The sequence below is a fragment of the Rhizobium mayense genome, assembly GCF_030272705.1.
Lineage (GTDB): Bacteria > Pseudomonadota > Alphaproteobacteria > Rhizobiales > Rhizobiaceae > Rhizobium > Rhizobium mayense.
Window position 1 is genome coordinate 14,876 of the sequence record NZ_JARFYM010000050.1, and the last position, 15,927, is coordinate 30,802.

Annotated in this window: 15 protein-coding genes and 1 pseudogene; 5 read left to right on the plus strand and 11 right to left on the minus strand. The window is 58.6% G+C overall.

Annotation, left to right across the window (positions count from 1 at the left end; all coding sequences use genetic code 11):
- Positions 1-2: 2 nt before the first annotated feature.
- Positions 3-1,250, minus strand: coding sequence for an ABC transporter substrate-binding protein (locus PY649_RS32115; protein ID WP_285872957.1), 1,248 nt, complete (start codon positions 1,248-1,250; stop codon positions 3-5).
- 195 nt (positions 1,251-1,445) lie between these two features.
- Between PY649_RS32115 and PY649_RS32120 the strand changes: the two genes are divergently transcribed.
- Both PY649_RS32120 and PY649_RS35085 read left to right on the plus strand, forming a co-directional pair.
- Positions 1,446-2,441 carry a LacI family DNA-binding transcriptional regulator gene (locus PY649_RS32120; protein WP_285872958.1) on the plus strand — a complete coding sequence of 332 codons (996 nt, stop codon included), beginning with the start codon at positions 1,446-1,448 and terminating at the stop codon, positions 2,439-2,441.
- A 37-nt stretch (positions 2,442-2,478) separates the two neighbouring features.
- A complete protein-coding gene (locus tag PY649_RS35085; RefSeq protein WP_349644459.1) occupies positions 2,479-2,691 on the plus strand; it encodes a hypothetical protein in 213 nt (70 codons plus the stop codon).
- Here PY649_RS35085 and PY649_RS32130 read toward each other — a convergent pair.
- From PY649_RS32130 to PY649_RS32160, 7 genes are all read right to left on the minus strand, one after another.
- Positions 2,688-3,803: an ABC transporter ATP-binding protein gene (locus PY649_RS32130; RefSeq protein WP_285872959.1), complete on the minus strand. Its 1,116-nt coding sequence runs from the start codon at positions 3,801-3,803 to the stop codon at positions 2,688-2,690. The two genes, PY649_RS35085 and PY649_RS32130, sit on opposite strands and share 4 nt — an antisense overlap.
- Before the next feature lie 14 nt (positions 3,804-3,817).
- Positions 3,818-4,804, minus strand: a complete 987-nt coding sequence (locus PY649_RS32135; RefSeq protein ID WP_285872960.1) for a DUF4432 family protein — start codon at positions 4,802-4,804, stop codon at positions 3,818-3,820.
- Positions 4,805-4,806: 2 nt separating this feature from the next.
- Positions 4,807-6,339: a sulfatase gene (locus tag PY649_RS32140; protein WP_285872962.1), complete on the minus strand. Its 1,533-nt coding sequence runs from the start codon at positions 6,337-6,339 to the stop codon at positions 4,807-4,809.
- 21 nt (positions 6,340-6,360) lie between these two features.
- Positions 6,361-7,200: a carbohydrate ABC transporter permease gene (locus PY649_RS32145; RefSeq protein ID WP_285872963.1), complete on the minus strand. Its 840-nt coding sequence runs from the start codon at positions 7,198-7,200 to the stop codon at positions 6,361-6,363.
- The gene (locus PY649_RS32150) at positions 7,197-8,069 is read right to left on the minus strand and encodes a carbohydrate ABC transporter permease (protein WP_285872965.1); all 873 of its coding nucleotides are present in this window, start codon (positions 8,067-8,069) and stop codon (positions 7,197-7,199) included. The genes PY649_RS32145 and PY649_RS32150 overlap by 4 nt, the downstream gene beginning before the upstream one ends.
- Positions 8,070-8,146: 77 nt before the next feature.
- Entirely contained in the window at positions 8,147-9,484 is a 1,338-nt protein-coding gene (locus PY649_RS32155) for an extracellular solute-binding protein (RefSeq protein ID WP_285872966.1), read from the minus strand.
- A 155-nt stretch (positions 9,485-9,639) separates the two neighbouring features.
- Positions 9,640-10,545 carry a LysR family transcriptional regulator gene (locus tag PY649_RS32160; protein WP_285872967.1) on the minus strand — a complete coding sequence of 302 codons (906 nt, stop codon included), beginning with the start codon at positions 10,543-10,545 and terminating at the stop codon, positions 9,640-9,642.
- Between the two features lie 198 nt (positions 10,546-10,743).
- Here PY649_RS32160 and PY649_RS32165 point away from each other — a divergent pair.
- Positions 10,744-11,079 (plus strand): annotated as a pseudogene (locus PY649_RS32165) (ABC transporter permease subunit); the annotation flags it as partial.
- A gap of 262 nt (positions 11,080-11,341) precedes the next feature.
- Here the strand turns inward: PY649_RS32165 and PY649_RS32170 are convergent.
- Positions 11,342-12,091, minus strand: a complete 750-nt coding sequence (locus tag PY649_RS32170) for an SDR family oxidoreductase (protein ID WP_285872969.1) — start codon at positions 12,089-12,091, stop codon at positions 11,342-11,344.
- A 169-nt stretch (positions 12,092-12,260) separates the two neighbouring features.
- Between PY649_RS32170 and PY649_RS32175 the strand changes: the two genes are divergently transcribed.
- Positions 12,261-13,205: a helix-turn-helix domain-containing protein gene (locus PY649_RS32175; protein ID WP_285872970.1), complete on the plus strand. Its 945-nt coding sequence runs from the start codon at positions 12,261-12,263 to the stop codon at positions 13,203-13,205.
- Between the two features lie 185 nt (positions 13,206-13,390).
- Here PY649_RS32175 and PY649_RS32180 read toward each other — a convergent pair whose 3' ends face one another.
- The gene (locus PY649_RS32180; protein ID WP_285872971.1) at positions 13,391-14,290 is read right to left on the minus strand and encodes an AraC family transcriptional regulator; all 900 of its coding nucleotides are present in this window, start codon (positions 14,288-14,290) and stop codon (positions 13,391-13,393) included.
- A 174-nt stretch (positions 14,291-14,464) separates the two neighbouring features.
- On the opposite strand from PY649_RS32180, the gene PY649_RS32185 reads away from it, so the two are divergent.
- On the plus strand, positions 14,465-15,418 hold the full coding sequence (locus PY649_RS32185) for an aldo/keto reductase (protein WP_285872972.1): 954 nt from the start codon (positions 14,465-14,467) through the stop codon (positions 15,416-15,418).
- A 173-nt stretch (positions 15,419-15,591) separates the two neighbouring features.
- Here the strand turns inward: PY649_RS32185 and PY649_RS32190 are convergent, their stop codons facing one another.
- Positions 15,592-15,759 carry a hypothetical protein gene (locus PY649_RS32190; protein ID WP_285872973.1) on the minus strand — a complete coding sequence of 56 codons (168 nt, stop codon included), beginning with the start codon at positions 15,757-15,759 and terminating at the stop codon, positions 15,592-15,594.
- Between the last annotated feature and the right edge of the window lie 168 nt (positions 15,760-15,927).

The following is a 15,927-nucleotide window of genomic DNA, read 5'->3' on the forward strand; positions in this document are numbered from 1 at the left end:
GCTTAATTCGGGTTGGTGCGCTGGAGGATACGGGTAAAGTCCGTCTGGGTTTTGGCGATCGTTCCATCGACATCCTCACCGAAAATGGTCCCCTGGATCAGGTTCAGGAACGGACCAGTGCGGCTGACGAAAAGCTCGTCTGACGAGAATGTATAAGGAGTCCGTGCCTTGGCCAGCACGTCATAGGCGACAAGGTTGCGCTTGTCGAACTTGGCGTAGGCGTCTGTGGCAAGATCGGTACGCGAGGGCATTCCCGATTCCTGGGTGATGTAGACCTGCTGCTCGGGCTGCATGTAGAAATTGACGAAGTCGAGCGCCACCTTTTTCTTCTCGTCGCTGATGCCTTTCATCAGCGAAAGCGTATCCCCGCCGGCAAAGCTCGATTCCCCGCCTTTCGGCCCGGGAATGGGGGCCACATTGAACTTGACGTCCGGATACTTGCTCGCCAGCAGATTGACGATATAGGAGCCAGTCATAAGAACGCCGACCTTACCGGAAGCGAAGGCTTCGACGGCATTGTTGCCGTTACCCGATCTGGAAGTCGGGTGGATTGCGCCAGCTTTCGCCATGTCACGATAGGCCGCGATGGTGTCCCGCAAGGCCGGTGTGTCGACCGTTGCAGTGCGACCATCTTCACTCAGGACGTCGGCTCCGGCGGCCCAAAGATGCGGCAGAAAATCGTAAATCAGCCAGCTGCCGGAATTTGCGACAAAATAGAATCCGTAAGTGTCGTGGCCGAGAGCGGTGATCTTCTTTGCATCCTCCGCGATCTCTTGGAGCGAAGCCGGCGCCTTGTTCGGATCAAGGCCGGCCTTCGAAAACAGATCGGTGTTATACGCGATGATCGAAGCATCCGGCAGAGCGGGCACGCCATAGATCTTACCGTCATAGGTCGCAAGGCGGATATGCGAGGGGCTAAGAGCCGATGCGTAGGGCAATCCCTTGACGAAATCGGTGATGTCTTCGAGACCGTCTGCTGCGGCAAAGGTCGGCAGATAGATAAGATCGAGCACCGCGCCATCCGGCGCAGCGCCGCCCGCGATCGCGGCGCCGAGCTTTGGCACCATCTGCTCGGCGGTAATCTGCGTTACGTTGACCTTGTCGGAATGAGCTGCGTTGTACTTGTCGGCCAGCCCCTGGAGCACAGCGCCAGAGGAAGTGCGCACCCACAAGGTGATGTCGGTCGCATTGGCAAATGTTGCACTGGCCATCAATGCGATGGCAGAAATCGTCAACTTTAAATTGATCATGGAAGTTCCCCTTTTCCTTCTCGCCAACAGCCTCCAGATGGCGTGACCGAAACGTTAGTTGACATTTTTTTCGGTGTCGACAGGCTGTATGTATGTTTTCGGACGAAATCTGATAAAACCTTTTAACATCAGGATTATTTCTGCTAAAAGGTTTCATCAGCGAAATTCACATATGTGATTTGGACCAAGACAGATATGCGTCGACAGACAATTCGCGATCTTGCGAGAGCAGCAGGCGTCAGCATTTCGACAGCATCAAACGCGCTGAACGGAACCGGGCGCACAAACGCGGAAACGATAGAACGCGTTAAACGTGTAGCCGAAGAGATCGGCTTCAGGCCGAATGCACTTGCTCGCGGCCTATTGACCAAACGCAGCCATGCGATCGGCATGCTGACGAACGATACCTATGGCAGGTTGACCCTCCCGATGGCCGCAGGCGTCTCGGAGGTGCTTGTCGATCACGGCTTATCGGTCTTTCTGTGCGCCACCAACAATGACCCGCGCTTGGCGCGCCTGCATTTGGAAACCCTGCTGGACCGTCAAGTGGACGGCATCATCTTTACGGCAACGCGCCTTGATCTGAAGCCGCCGCCAGAGCTTGCAAAGCTGTCGATACCGGTTGTCTACGCCTTCGCGGAGGGGCCGGCTGACCGCATCAGCTTCTTTCCCGACGATGCTCAGGGCGCCCGCCTTGCCGTCGAGCATTTGCAGGCGTTGGGCCGCTCGCATATTCTGCATATAACGGGTCCGGAGGATTACCTCGCCGTGCGCGTCCGTGCAAAAGCCTATCGTGAATGCGTGGGCTCCAATGCCGAAGTCCTTTATGGCGACTGGTCGGAAGAATGGGGCCATGAGGCGATCGAACAGATATTCTCACGCCACGACAAAAGGCCCGATGCGATATTCTGCGGAAACGATGAAATCGCACGCGGCGTGATCGACGCCCTGCGCGACAAGGATATTGCCGTCCCCGGGGACATCGCGGTCGTCGGCTTCGATAATTGGGAGGTGATCTCCCGACAGACGAGACCGCCTCTGACGACGGTGGATATGGAATTGAAAGAGATCGGCCACCGTGCCGGCCTTGCTATCCTCAGCCTGACGAAGGGTGAGACCGTTCCAACGGGAATTACGCGATTGCCATGCCGACTGGTTGTACGCCAATCCTGCAGCGGTCAGCCAGTCTGATCCTTGGACAAAAAATCGGCCGACAGCGGTTGGGGGCATGCCCTTGATAGAATACGAACCGTCGCTCGCCGTGGCCGATCCTCTCCGCATCGACGCCAATATGTCCACGATCAGAACGGAAGAGGTGACGGTATCGGTACCGGCGTCGACGTCGTCGATGCCGCGTGGCGAGTATTGGAAGCCGCCGCCAAGAGGCACGGATTCGCGCTCGCGTGCCAAAGATTTCCGTGGTCGTCCGAATATTACCTAGTGTCGCTGCTGGAAAATCTGTCCGTGAACGTCCAAACCAACCATTCGCTTTCCGGTTGTCTTATCGAACAGATGGGGACTGCCCGGATCGACCGCGAGCTTCACCAGATCACCAGCGTCGTATTTGGACTGCGCGGTAGTCGAAACCGTCAGAGTTTCGGCGCCATGATTTACAAGCAGGATGGTTTCGGCCCCGGTCGGCTCTACCACGGAGATCTTCGCCGGCAATCCGTCGGCATCCTTGCCCCCCACGGTCAGCCGCTGGGGACGTATTCCCAGGATAAGAGGCTTTCCGACCAGACTGTCCCCGAAGGCTCGTCCCAATTCAATCTTGCTGCCGGAGTCAGTCTCAAATTTTGTCGGCGCATCCGCCTTTACAGATCCGCTCAGAAAATTCATTCCGGGTGAACCTATGAAGGACGCGACGAAGAGGTTTGCAGGCTTCTCGTAAAGCTCCATCGGCGTACCGATCTGCTCGACCTTCCCGTCGCGCATGACGACGATCTTGTCCGCCATCGTCATCGCTTCGATCTGATCATGCGTTACGTAGATGGTTGTGGTGCGAAGGCGCTGGTGCAGTTGTTTGATTTCTGCGCGCATCTGTGCCCGAAGCTTTGCATCCAGATTGGACAGCGGTTCGTCGAACAGGAACACTTGCGGATTTCGAACAATCGCCCGCCCCATGGCTACACGTTGACGCTGGCCGCCGGACAATTCCTTGGGATATCGTCCCAGCAGCGGCTCGAGACCGAGAATGGCTGCCGCGCGGCCAACCTTCTCGGTTTTCTCTTCTGGCGAAGCACCCTTGAGCCGAAGCGAAAAGGCCATGTTTTCGGCAACGGTCATGTGCGGATAAAGCGCGTAGGATTGGAAGACCATCGCGATATCACGCTGCTTCGGTGGCATGTCGTTGACAACATTCGACCCGATGGCGATGTCGCCACCCGAGATCGTCTCAAGCCCGGCGATCATACGCAGCAAGGTGGACTTGCCGCATCCGGAGGGGCCGACGAGAACGACGAATTCGCCGTCGTTGATGCTGACATCGACGCCATGGATGACCTTTGCCGCTCCGTAGGATTTCTGGACGTTTTTGATGCTGACCGACGCCATCAGGCCTTCTCCCCTTATTCGCTTGTGCCGTTATAGTCTTTGAAACTGTATTCGACGCGGAACGTCCTCGATTCCGAAGGAGACAGGCGCGTCCCGGCGCCGCTGGTCCCGTTGTCGTTGCGCGCCGTCGATACCGGCTCGATGCCGATGACCCAGTTATTGGACCCGAAGTCGGTCCACACCTGCAGATATGGAAGCGTCGCGGGGTCCCAATCGACCGTCGCTTCGAGACCGGCCCAGCGGCCATCTGGCGGTCGCCGTAACCGAACCGACGGATTGACGCCCGGCGGAGCCTTGAGACATTGAATCGATCGTTCGGCGTGGTCGCCCGCATTCGAAATCGGCCCCAGCAGATAGCCATTCTGCCAGCTGACGGTCGCGCCCGGCGCTACGACCGGGAAGCCAAAGTTGGTATGATAGAGAAGGAAGACCTCTTCCTCTCTGCCGCCGATATTTTGAACGCGGTCTACGATACGCACCCTCGCTCCACCGATTGGCGCCTCGATCCGGCGAAACAGGCGAAGTCGCTCGCCGTTCAATCGGAACTGGGTGACCTCGCCCTCGCAGAAAAGGACCGGATCGGACGCATGCCAGTCCTCCCCATGCGCGACAAGACGGCCGGGCGTGAACGGCAAACGGCCGTGCAAGGGCTTTCCGTCTATCGGCTGCCGCGTGTTGTCCAGCCCGCAGGTGACAAGGAATCCCGAGAATAGCCGTTCAAACCCGGTCCCGCCTTCATCGTCAGGATTGTAGAGCGTACTGTTGGCGAAGCCCGCGGGACTTTGCCACGCGACCGGCGTTCCTCGCCACCACATGGGACCGATATCGAAACTCCGATCACACAGAACCCAGAAATCAAGCCCGCCTCCGGTCGAGAAGGCCAACGCCTGTACACCGCGTTCAGGACCATCGTCGAGGACGATCCGTCGCACCGATGCAAGCTGCCTGAGGTCCCCGACGAAGGAGCGGACGGCATCCGCTCCACTTCTTTTGGATCCCACAGTCAGCCCTCGCTCGTCTGCTTTTCGGGGCTCTGCAACTCCAAGCGGGTAAAGGCCTCTGGAGGAGCGTCGTTGTCTCTCATCAATCCGAGCATGAGTTCGGTCATCGCAGCTTCGACGCTCTCATCGCGCAGCGGGTGATCCTGTCCGGGGTCGGATACCAGGTCATAAAGCCTGGTATCGTTTTCAATCATCGCGCCGGGACCATAGTGCTGGTTCATCGGCGTGCGCTCGATAACCGGGACCTTCAGGAGCGGCACGCCCTTGGTAAACTCGAACGGGGCGGACAAGGAGGCATTCGACAGCTCCTCCGGCGTGAAGAAGCTGAAGATATGCGTCGGCATCAGCGTATACTGGTTGATTTCCTGGCGGATCAGGTCAGCGGGGTAGCGATGATAACTATGCTTGCCATCGGTCACGTTCACCGCGCCGCCGAAATATCCGAAAATGACGCCTTCGCGCGTTGGACGTTCAAGCGACGCAAACAGTGACGGCGCGATCATCTCGTCGGGAGCCTCGACCCCGAAGAAATCGAGGAAAGTGGGTGCGAGGTCCGTGGTCTGGGTCAGGTTGTCGGACCGTGCCCCCGCCAGATCGGACCGGCGAGGGTCGTGTATGAACAGCGGTATGTGGACGATTTCCTCATACATGTTCATCCGGTTCTTTGCCCAGAAGTCGTGTTCGCCGAGCAGGAAGCCGTGGTCTGTCGTCACGACAAGGGCGGTATCTTTCCATATGTCGTGTTTGTCGAAGTCGTCGAGGAGCTTGCCGAGAAGGGAATCGCAGAGCGCGACCGTCGCATAGTAATTTGCGCGCAATTCCTCGCATTCTTCGGGGAGCTCATCAACTCGACCATATCGCGGCCAGTCGCGGATCGGTCCGGTCCAATCGGTCTTGAATTGATCCTTGAACCGTTCCGGAGCATGAAAAGGCTCGTGCGGATCGAAGGTCTCGATCTGTACGATCCAGTTGTCCGCGTCACGGTTCTGCTCAAGGAACTCCATGCCAGCCTTGAACACCTGGACCGACGGGAAATCTTCCTCTTCCTTGATGAACTCGCGGTTCTTGATGTTTTGCGCCTGGTAGTTTCGCCGCTGCGTGGAGAACTGACGCTCGTGGTACTTTTCGCGCAAGCGCTCCCAATGCGGCTGAACCATCGCCTTCCATGGATCGCCCTCCTGCCCCCGCACGAAGTCGTAGGAGTCATAGCGATTATGGTAGGTTGCCCCTCCGTCTTCCCAATAGTGGAAATGGTCAGTGACGAGATGGCTGTAGACACCGGCTTTGGCCAGGAGTTCCGGAAAGGAATTGTCGTATGGCTCCATCGGCCCCCAGCTGCGGTGCAGGAAACTGAGACGCCCGGTCAGCATGTCGCGCCGTGCCGGCATGCAGGGCAAGCTGCCGACGTAATGCCTGTCGAACGTGACGGATCGTTTCGCCAGCCGGTCAAAATTCGGGGTCGGAATGCGCGTACCGCCGTAGGGACCGAGCATATGTCTGTTAAGGGAGTCGAAAAGGACGAAAACGACTTTCATGTGCTTGCTTCCACTGAAGGGTTATTTGACCGCGCCCGAGGTCAGGCCCCGGACGATGAAGCGCTGCGCGACCAGCAACAGGATGACTGCAGGCAGCATCGACAGCAGCGACGCGGCCGCCATTTGCGTGAAGGCGATCGTGTTTTCCTGCGCGTATTTGCCGATTGCGACGGGTACCGTTGCGGTTTGTCGCTGGCTCAACGTGAGAACCACTGCAAACTCGTTCCAGCTGAATATGAAGGACAGGATACCTGCAGCCGCTAATCCCGGTCGCACCAGAGGAATGATAACGTGCCGGAGGATGCCCGGTGTTTCCGCGCCGTCGATTTTGGCTGCCTCGATCAGTTCTTTCGGCACGTCACGGACAAAGACGTTCATCATCCACAAGGCCATGGGCAAGTTGAGCGTCGTGTGCGCAAGGATCAGACCGAGATAGGTATTGTCGAGTCCGACGATGCGAAACATCGAGTACCAGGCGCCCGCCAGCGTGATTGGCGGAACCATGTGAAAGATGACCGACCATCCCAGCATCGATTGGCCGACCCACGACGGCCACTCCATTCGCTGCAGAGAATAGGCCGCCAGCGTCGAGATCACCAAAACCAGAAACGTGCTCACCGTTGCCACAATGAAGCTGTTGGTGAAGTTCCTGATGTAATCGGACGTACTCGAGAACAGAACCTCGGCGAAATTCGCCAATGTCGGCGTGAAGAATATCTGTCCGGTCAGCAACACGATCTGCGTTTTGAAAGCCGCCGCAGCGATCCAAAGGAACGGAAACAGGACGAGCACGACGGCAATCAGCAACAATGCCTGGCGGACGATCGAGGCGCGGACGGGTGATTGTGTAACCGTGGTCACGGCCTGGCTCCCTTCCTTTGCGTTGCAGCTGTTACGACGATGATCAGCAAGGCGATGAACGCGAAGGTGGCAATCGACATCGCGGAACCGTAGCCAGGCTGGTCCTCGGTGAAAAAGCGCCTGTAGATCGTAAAGCTCACCACTTCGGTCGAAGAGCCCGGACCTCCGCCTGTGAGCAGGAAAACCTCGTCGAATACCTTAAACGCCAGGATCAGCCGGAAGACGAACGTCACCGCGATCGCCGGCAGCATGAGCGGGATCGTTATCAAACGAAGGCTTTGCCAATTCGAGGCGCCATCTATCGCCGCGGCTTCGTAGACATCTTGCGGAAGCGTCTCGAGGGAAGCCAGCAGCAGCAGGAAGCAGAACGGCGTCCAATGCCAGATGTCGACCACGATGATGGAGGCGAGCGCATAGTTGGCGTCCCCCAGCCAATCTTGCGGCGTCATCCCGATCGCAGCTACGATCGTGTTCAGGATGCCGAAGTCGAAGCTGAACATCAGCTTCCAGATGGCGCCGATGATGATACCCGGCACGAGGATCGGCAACAGGAATACGGTTCGGTAGAACAGTCTGCCGTGAACGACGGAACTTGTCAGAACGGCCAGGGCAAACCCGATGACCATCTGGATCGTGACCGCCATCATGGCGAAGATCAATGTATTGCGGATGCTGTCGCCGAACAGCGCGTCCGACCGCAACTCGACGTAATGCTTGACGCCGGTAAACGTCCAGCTCGACAGCCCCTGCGCCCAGTCGATGTCATGGAAGCTCAGGACCGCGAGGTTGATCATCGGCAGGACGGTCAAGCCTAAGAAAAGTATGACGGCAGGCCCGATCGTCAGGAACCGCCAGAGACGATCCGGCATAGGTGTGCGTCTCCCCCGCTCTGCCGCGCGTTGAAGCGCGGCAGAGCGATTGTTCAATGTTTTGCTGGTCGACACAGTCAGTCCTTCAGATCAGGCAGACGCGGCGCAGAGTAGCCGGCCTTCGTCATGATCGGTTCGATCTCTTTCGCCATCGTGTTGAGACCATCGTTGACGGTCATCTGCCCGGCGATGATTTGATTCAAGCGCAGCTCGGTGACCGCGAGAACCTGTGCGGACTCCGGGATTACGAAGGTGAGTTTCGCAGTCTCGAGCGCCTTCGCGAGTGGCTTCATCCAGCGATATTTCGGCTGGTTTGCGAGATCGGATTCGAGGACGGCGCGACTGACGGGCGGAGAGCCCGCCTCTGCATAGGCCCGTTGCGCTTCGTCGGACTGGAACCAGTTCAGGAAAGCAAGGGCGGCTTTCTGCCGGTCTGCGGGGATATTCTTCGGTATGCCGCCCAGCCAATGTCCAAGGGGGGCCGACGAGGGAAAGCCTGGCGCGTGGGGCGGCGGCGCGAAGCCAACCTTGTCGACGACCACCGACTGGTTCGGATCGTCGAACGTCGATGCCGCAAGCACCGCAAGAATGTGCCCGGTCTTACCCGTCGCCATATTCTGGATCACATTGGTCTGCGTCTGGCCGGCAGTCGAAGGATGCCCAGCCTCTTTGGCTAGCTTGAGATACATCTCCATCGCAGCCTTGCTCTCAAGACTGTTTATGATGATCGTATTGTCACCATTCTTCTGGTCCTTGAAGATTCCGCCGCCATAGCTCCACAGATAGGGCAAGACGTCATAGGTGACGTCGAACGTGCCGCGGGCTCCGCGCTGAACGATCCCGTACATCTTGGGCGGATTGTTGAGCGCCTTCGCATTTGCGAGCAGATCGTCCCAGGTTTCGGGGACCTTCAGGTTTTTTGCCTGATAAAGGTCCGAGCGGTAGTGAAGCAGAGGGACAAAGGGATTGATCGGAACCGACATCAGCGCGCCGTTCTTGGCGTCGATCTTGTTCGTCGAAGCGTTCCAATAGACGGAGTCATCGAATGTGTAGATGTCCTTGCCCAGTTTGAAGCTTGCGTCGATTTCATTCAGCGGCTTGAGAAAGCCGCCCTTGTACATTTCGATGAAAAAGCCCGCATTCATCACGAGAATGTCGTAGGGGCTTTCCTTGGCCCGAACCGCGGTTCGCTGTTTCTCGAGACTTCCAGCGAAGGGATTGACGTCCAGCGAAACCTTGTTGCCGGTCTTGTCCTGATATTGCTGTACGACCTTCTGAAAACCGTCGAACCACGGCGATTGATTGATGACGATCGTGATATCAGCCTCTTTGGCGCTTGCCACGGTGCCGAGCACGATTGGCAGTGTGAGCGCCGATGCGAAAAGGCATCCCCGGATAGGCGTAAATAGTGTCATACAGTCTTTCCTCCCTCACGTATGGCAATTTTTGAACGCGGAGCACCTCCGCAAGTGCCCTCCGCACTTTTCGGGGTGTTGGGGGAGAACTTACACACTGCAGCTATTCTAACAACTAACTTCGGATGCCGGAGCCATAGCCAAAAGTGATGGCTTCAATTGTTCGGGTCGGCTTCGCAGACGAGCCGCAACTGATCGATTATCAACTTCGCGGCAGGAGAGACCCAGGAGGATTTTCTCCGGATGATCGCGGCATCTCGATCCGATGCCAGGACATCCACGGGCAGGACAATCAAACCGGCGCCGTCGGGCGGCAGGACGGTGGCCGTCGACGTATAGGTCAGCGTATCGGACGCTCGGATCATCGCGAGCATGAAGGCCATCGATTCCGTTTCGACCGCCGGCGCAGGGGGCGACAGGTTCATCGACATGAACAGTGCATCGAGACGCTGGCGCGCACGTGTTTCTGGTGCAGGGAGAACCCATGGGTATTGAAGAAGATCAATGGCTGAAATCCGCTCTTTCGTTGCCAGAGGATGTCCTTCGCGGGAGATGACCTGGAGACCGACCGAGCTGACGATCTCGATGTCAAGATCGTTGGCCTTCTGCGACCAAGGCGTTTCGGCGACGACGAAATCGACCTCACCCTGGCGAAGTCTACGAAGCAATGCTTCATCAAAACCGCCGACGATCTTGATCTTCAGATCCGGCCGCGTGGAGATGCAATTTGCGACGGCGACGGGTAAGTGCTTTCGCAACCACGCAGGCCCCGCGCCTATGGTCACAATCCCGTTGTCGCCTTTCTGAAGAGCCAGCAGTTCCTCGCGGGCTTCCGTCATTTGGATCTTAATAAACTCGGCGTGGCGAACCAGATGCTGCCCGGCGGCTGTTAATTCAACGCCTCTCGGCAATCGATTGAAAAGCGGGGTGCCAAGTTCTTCTTCCAGAAGGCGAACGCTCTTGGTGAGCGTGGGCTGCGCAACGTTCAGCTCGGCAGCCGCGGCGGAAATGCTTTTGCGCTCGGCAACCCGCAGGAAGTAGGTCAGTTGGCGAAGATCCATATGGCACCTAGGAGGCTTTCAGCCAGCTTGGAAAAACTGTGACGTTCAGCTACCCCTCGGTTGGAGGGTTGAATAGCTCGAGTAGGTTCAGCGACCGACTTCACAGCCCATCCGCTGCGGAAGTGTTTTGTCCCGACGAGAATTAGCCAACGACGCGAGTCGCGGCAATGATCGCGATGATGTCATAAAGGCCAATATGAGGCCGCCACCTCTCTCGGCCTCACGCATTGGCAGGCGATGGGCCTATGTGTCATCCCGCAGGCGCTCCGTGCCGCCCTTCCGGGCATCGTCAACCTCAGCATCTCCACGATAAAAGAAACAACCATCGTGCTGATGGCCGGGATGTTCGATTTTCTCGGTATCTTGCAGGGGTCCCTGCTTGATCCGGAATGGCTGATCGGCGACCAGATCCGCCAGACGGCCTATTTCTTCGCAGGGCTGGTCTTCTTCATCATCTGTTTCAGCCTCTCGCGCTACAGCCTGCAGATCGAGCGCAAATTAGATCCAGAGATTTCCAGATCTACGAGGACTTGAACAGGTCCCGATGGGTGGCTGCAAGCCATTCGCAAAAACCGGAATTTCGGAGGGGCAGCAAAAACTGAAACCGGCGCAACGGCGGCGGGCCTGCGTTGCTTACGACTAAGGTGCCGGAATCTCCGCGCCGAAATGTGAGCGACACAGTGGTTAGCGATCATAGGCATCCGACATCGCTGCTTCGCCGATTGACACGGATCGGCGCTGCCCTTTTACCATCGTGGCAACCCGCCGCTGGTTAGACCGGCGGCGGGAAAGGTGTTTACCAGCCCTGTTCGGTGGGCAGCACGAACAGCTCCGCCACATCCATGCGCGCGGGCGATTTCAGTGCGAACAGAATGGTGTCTGCGATATCCTCGCCTTCCAGGTAGGTCATCGAGGCCGCCAGGTCGTCCATCTGCTTGCGGTAGTTCGCATCCGTGATCTGTTCGTAAAGCTCGGATTTCACCGCGCCCGGCTGGATGCAGGTCACACGTATATTGTGCTTGGGTCCGATTTCCATTCTGAGGCCATCGGAGAAGGCTGCGACAGCCGCCTTCGTCGCGCAATAGACGGTGAGGCCCGTGAAGATCTTGCGCCCTGCGATCGAGGACAGGTTGAAGATATGGCCCGAATGCTGCGCGATCATCTGCGGCAAAACCGCGCCCGTGGCGTTGAGAACGCCCGAGACGTTCACATCGACCATGTGCTGCCATTCGTCCACTTTCAGGCTGTCGATGTCCGAAAGCGGCATCAACCCGGCATTGTTCACAAGCACGTCGATCCGACCGAACCGCGCAACTAAAGCCTCTGCCGCAGCCTTGCAGGACGCTCTATCGGTGACGTCGGTTTCAAGCGCCACGGCTTTGCCACCGGCGGCGGCAATTTCCGCGACCAGTGCTTCTAACCGATCCTTGCGCCGCGCGGCCAACCCGACGATGACGCCTTCTGCTGCGAGTTTGCGCGCGGTTGCAGCACCAATGCCGCTGGACGCGCCGGTAACGAGAGCGACTTTGCCTTTGATATCCATCATGTTCTCCGTTTGCTTGGCCGCCATTGGCCGGCCGTGGTTACGAAGACGGATGTAGAGTCATCGGGATTTTTGTTCGCTCGCAGTTTTGCCAAAACTATCGCGATTTTGCGCCGAAAAGCAGCGGCTCGCTCATGCTTCATTGCGTCACCGGTCCAGGCGGTGATACGAAATGTGTTCTTCTTCTTCAGCTGAAAGGTCGGCAAACCAGGTGCGCCGTTCATCCCCACGTTCTGCCAGTCATGCTTTGGAGCAGCACATTCGCGGCCGAAAGATCGTGCAGAGTACGGGCGATGCCTGGAGGGATGTGGAAGCGCAGATATTTCGCCGTGCGCAACGCGAAGATGAGGTGCTGGTCCCGGCCGTGGCCGAACCCATGCTCGTCTGGGTGATGTCGGGAGAGGCGACGGTCGAGGAACGCGAACCCGATGGCGACTGGCGTGGCGGTCTCGTCAAGGCCGGCTCATTCTACCTGACAGAGACGGACACACCTTATCTCATGCGATGGCAGGCAGCGCCGGAGCAGCCCTTTGAGGTGATGCATCTCTATCTCAGGCTTGAACTCGTAAACCGGGCGGCTCTGTCCATGGGTCTCAATGCCTCGCGACTGCGCATGCGCGATGTGTCGGGTGCCCGCGACATGCTGATAAGCGGAATCCTCACCGGCCTGGCCGATGAGTTGCAGGCCCCGCACGAGGCTAGTCCCATGTTCGTCAAAGGAATGATCGAGAGCCTGACTATCCATCTTCTGCGCCATTATGCCGAAAGGGATACCGCAACCGGGCGCAAGCCTGCACAGCTTCCGGCATGGAAGTTGCGCAAGGCGCTCGAACATATGAATGCCCATCTCGCCGAGCCATTTGACTTGGACCAACTGGCCGATCTGTGCGGGATGAGCCGCTTTCACTTCAGCCGTGCGTTCCACAACACCATGGGGCAAAGCCCGTCACGCTGGTTCATCCTGCGGCGCATCGAGCAAGCGAAGGAGATGCTGCGCGACACAGACAAACAGATCATCGAAATCGCCATGGGCGTGGGCTATGACAGTCCCAGTCACTTTGCCAAGGTGTTCCGGTCGGAGACCGGCCTTAGTCCCAAACAATATAGGACGACGTGAGAGGCGCCGTTGTTAGAGGAGAAGTGCGCCAACTTCATTCCCCAAGGCGGCGAATTCCTGGTCGCGCAACCTTCGAGTCCCTTGCAAGACATATCCAAGGTAGCCGCATTTGGATTTCAGGCCCACATCGTTCAAGGGGCGATATTTGGACTGAACGCTGATGCGCCGACAACGGCAAGCTGAACTCAAGCTACCACTGCCAAGCCAGGCGAAGCGCGCAAGCGGGCAATGTCGCGCGCCGGCGGTTCTCCGAAGTGGCGGCGATATTCGCGGGTGAACTGGGACGGGCTTTCGTAACCCACGCGGAAGGCGGCCGTCGTGACGTCGATGTCCTGGAGCAGCATCAGGCTGCGCGCGTCCTGCAGCCTGAGCTGCTTCTGGAATTGCAGCGGCGTCAGCGCCGTCACGGCGCGAAAATGCTCGTGCAGGCTCGACGGACTCATGCCTACTTCCGCGGCAAGCCGCTCGATGCTGAACCGTTCCCGAAAGTTCTGCCGGATCCAGGCGATGGCGCGGCCGACCTGGGCCACCCGACCCTGGCTGGAGGTGATATGGCGCATCCTGGCGCCGTCCGGGCCGGCGAGCAGGTGATAGAGAATTTCCTGCTCGGCAAGCGGCCCAAGGACGGGCAGCCCCGCCGGATCGTCGAGCAGGCGCAGCAAGCGTAGCGCCGCGTTGAGCAGACCGGCGCCGGCGTCGGACACCGTCTTGCCTATGGGCGGGGATGGCGCTCCGGGCGGCGCCAGGACGCGCAACGCCAGATCACCCAGCATGACCGGATCGAAATCGAGGAACAGGCAGAGATAGGGCTTGTCAGGCGTCGCCTCGACCACATGGCCTATCACCGGCAGGTCGTGGGTGACGATCCCGTAGCGCCCCGGTGCATATCTGAACACGCGGTCGCCAAACGTGACCTCCTTATGCCCCTGCGCGACAAGGCACAGCTGCGGCCGGTAAACATTCGGCATCGGCATCGTCACTGTGGAGGATCGAACAAGCGTCAAACGTTCGATGGGGGTGGCGTGGAATCCATCCTTCGAGACGTGCCGGGCAATCACAGCCGCGATTTCGGTCAGTGTTTCCATGAATCGGACCATCGCATGCGCGTCGGAGGGCGGCAAGGTGAATGCGCGCGGCTTCTGGAGGATTGGGCAGTTATCGCGGCGCATCAGGCTAACGGTTCGGCGTCGCCGCGCATCATAGTGTCAGCAGCGCCTGGGTTGCAGCAAACCTGGCGGCAGAACAAGTATGGAGCAAACATGACAATCGATAATCTGAAGACCCCGAAGGTCGCACTGGGAACCTGGGCTTGGGGCGACAGCGGCGAGACTGGCAACCGCTACTTCGGCAGCCACCTGACGCCGGCCGGCCTGGAAGAGGTCGTAGACAAGGCGCATGCGGCCGGGTTCACCCTCTGGGACACCGCCCTTGTGTACGGCATGGGCCGTTCAGAGACCGTACTCGGGGAAGTCCTGAAGCGCTACGCCCGCAGCGACTACCAGCTCTCCACGAAGTTCAACCCGCGGATCGCGGGAACCGGCGACGATCCGGTGGCGGACATGCTGGAGCAGAGCCTTGCCAACCTCGGCACCGACTACATCGACCTCTACTGGATTCACAACCCGGCCGATGTGGCACGGTGGACCCCGCACCTCATTCCGTTGCTGAAGAATGGGAAGGCCAAACATGTCGGCGTCTCGAATCACAACCTGAGCGAAATCAAGCTCGCCGACCAGATCCTGGGCGAAGCCGGGTTCCGGGTCGAAGCCATCCAGAACCACTATAGCCTCCTCTACCGGAGCTCCGAGCAAGCTGGCATCCTGGACTACTGCCGCAATCATGGCGTCTCATTCTTCGCCTATATGGTGCTTGAACAGGGAGCCCTGACCGGCAAGTACAGTTCGGAGAACCCGCTGCCGGAAGGCAGCAGCCGAGCGAAGAATTACAACAGCATGCTGCCTCAGTTAAAGGCGCTGACAGACAAGCTCGCCTCGATCGGCCAGATGCATGGTGCAGCAGCTCCCGATGTCGCCACAGCTTGGGCTATCGCCAAGGGCACGATTCCCATCATCGGCGTCACCAAGCCCCATTACATCGATAGTCTGGTCCAAGCCAACAGCATCACGCTTACTAGCAACGACATCGCGGAGCTCGAAGCTCTCGCCGACGCCGCTAACGTGGACACCCGCGGCTTCTGGGAACAACAGATGTAAGTTTGAACCTCCGCTGTCCCAAGTCCTCGGACCGTTCCAGGCAGGTCGGCCCAGTGCGGCAGGACAGCTTCCGGAGAGCGACGCTGGGAAAACAGACATACTGAATGCGTTCTGGCCTATCACGCGCGGTTCGAATCTCGTGCGGCGCGCCATTTTCCATCACTGAGGCCGACCTAAACCACGGCCAGCGCGGCCGCCAGCCCGCAACACAGGCGGTGCGTCAGACGTCCGGTGCGCGTCGAGGAGATCACATCTCCGCCGGCCTCGACGGCAGTGGAAAGAAGACCCTCACGCACGTCAATCCCTGAACCCTGCGCGCCAGCTCCCGTCATCGCGTTCATTCCCCCATCCGATTACGGTCCCGGTGATGTCATCGACGCGGCCGGGAGAGATCGCCAAATTGAGACGACCTAGAGCGTTTCTGATTATGTTTGAATCGCGGATACCCTTTTGATGTCGAATGTGATTCAAGATGCTGGCTGAGAGGAGGTCAGCATCGATGGTCGCAC

Excerpts from the sequence above, each read along its gene's own strand:
- PY649_RS32140 (WP_285872962.1), bottom strand. The coding sequence starts at position 6,339 with ATGAAAGTCGTTTTCGTCCTTTTCGACTCCCTTAACAGACATATGCTC.
- PY649_RS32190 (WP_285872973.1), bottom strand. The coding sequence starts at position 15,759 with ATGAACGCGATGACGGGAGCTGGCGCGCAGGGTTCAGGGATTGACGTG.
- PY649_RS32150 (WP_285872965.1), bottom strand. The coding sequence starts at position 8,069 with ATGCCGGATCGTCTCTGGCGGTTCCTGACGATCGGGCCTGCCGTCATA.
- PY649_RS32115 (WP_285872957.1), bottom strand. The coding sequence starts at position 1,250 with ATGATCAATTTAAAGTTGACGATTTCTGCCATCGCATTGATGGCCAGT.
- PY649_RS32170 (WP_285872969.1), bottom strand. The coding sequence starts at position 12,091 with ATGATGGATATCAAAGGCAAAGTCGCTCTCGTTACCGGCGCGTCCAGC.
- PY649_RS35085 (WP_349644459.1), top strand. The coding sequence starts at position 2,479 with ATGCCCTTGATAGAATACGAACCGTCGCTCGCCGTGGCCGATCCTCTC.
- PY649_RS32185 (WP_285872972.1), top strand. The coding sequence starts at position 14,465 with ATGACAATCGATAATCTGAAGACCCCGAAGGTCGCACTGGGAACCTGG.
- PY649_RS32155 (WP_285872966.1), bottom strand. The coding sequence starts at position 9,484 with ATGACACTATTTACGCCTATCCGGGGATGCCTTTTCGCATCGGCGCTC.
- PY649_RS32175 (WP_285872970.1), top strand. The coding sequence starts at position 12,261 with ATGTGTTCTTCTTCTTCAGCTGAAAGGTCGGCAAACCAGGTGCGCCGT.
- PY649_RS32160 (WP_285872967.1), bottom strand. The coding sequence starts at position 10,545 with ATGGATCTTCGCCAACTGACCTACTTCCTGCGGGTTGCCGAGCGCAAA.
- PY649_RS32130 (WP_285872959.1), bottom strand. The coding sequence starts at position 3,803 with ATGGCGTCGGTCAGCATCAAAAACGTCCAGAAATCCTACGGAGCGGCA.
- PY649_RS32180 (WP_285872971.1), bottom strand. The coding sequence starts at position 14,290 with ATGGAAACACTGACCGAAATCGCGGCTGTGATTGCCCGGCACGTCTCG.
- PY649_RS32120 (WP_285872958.1), top strand. The coding sequence starts at position 1,446 with ATGCGTCGACAGACAATTCGCGATCTTGCGAGAGCAGCAGGCGTCAGC.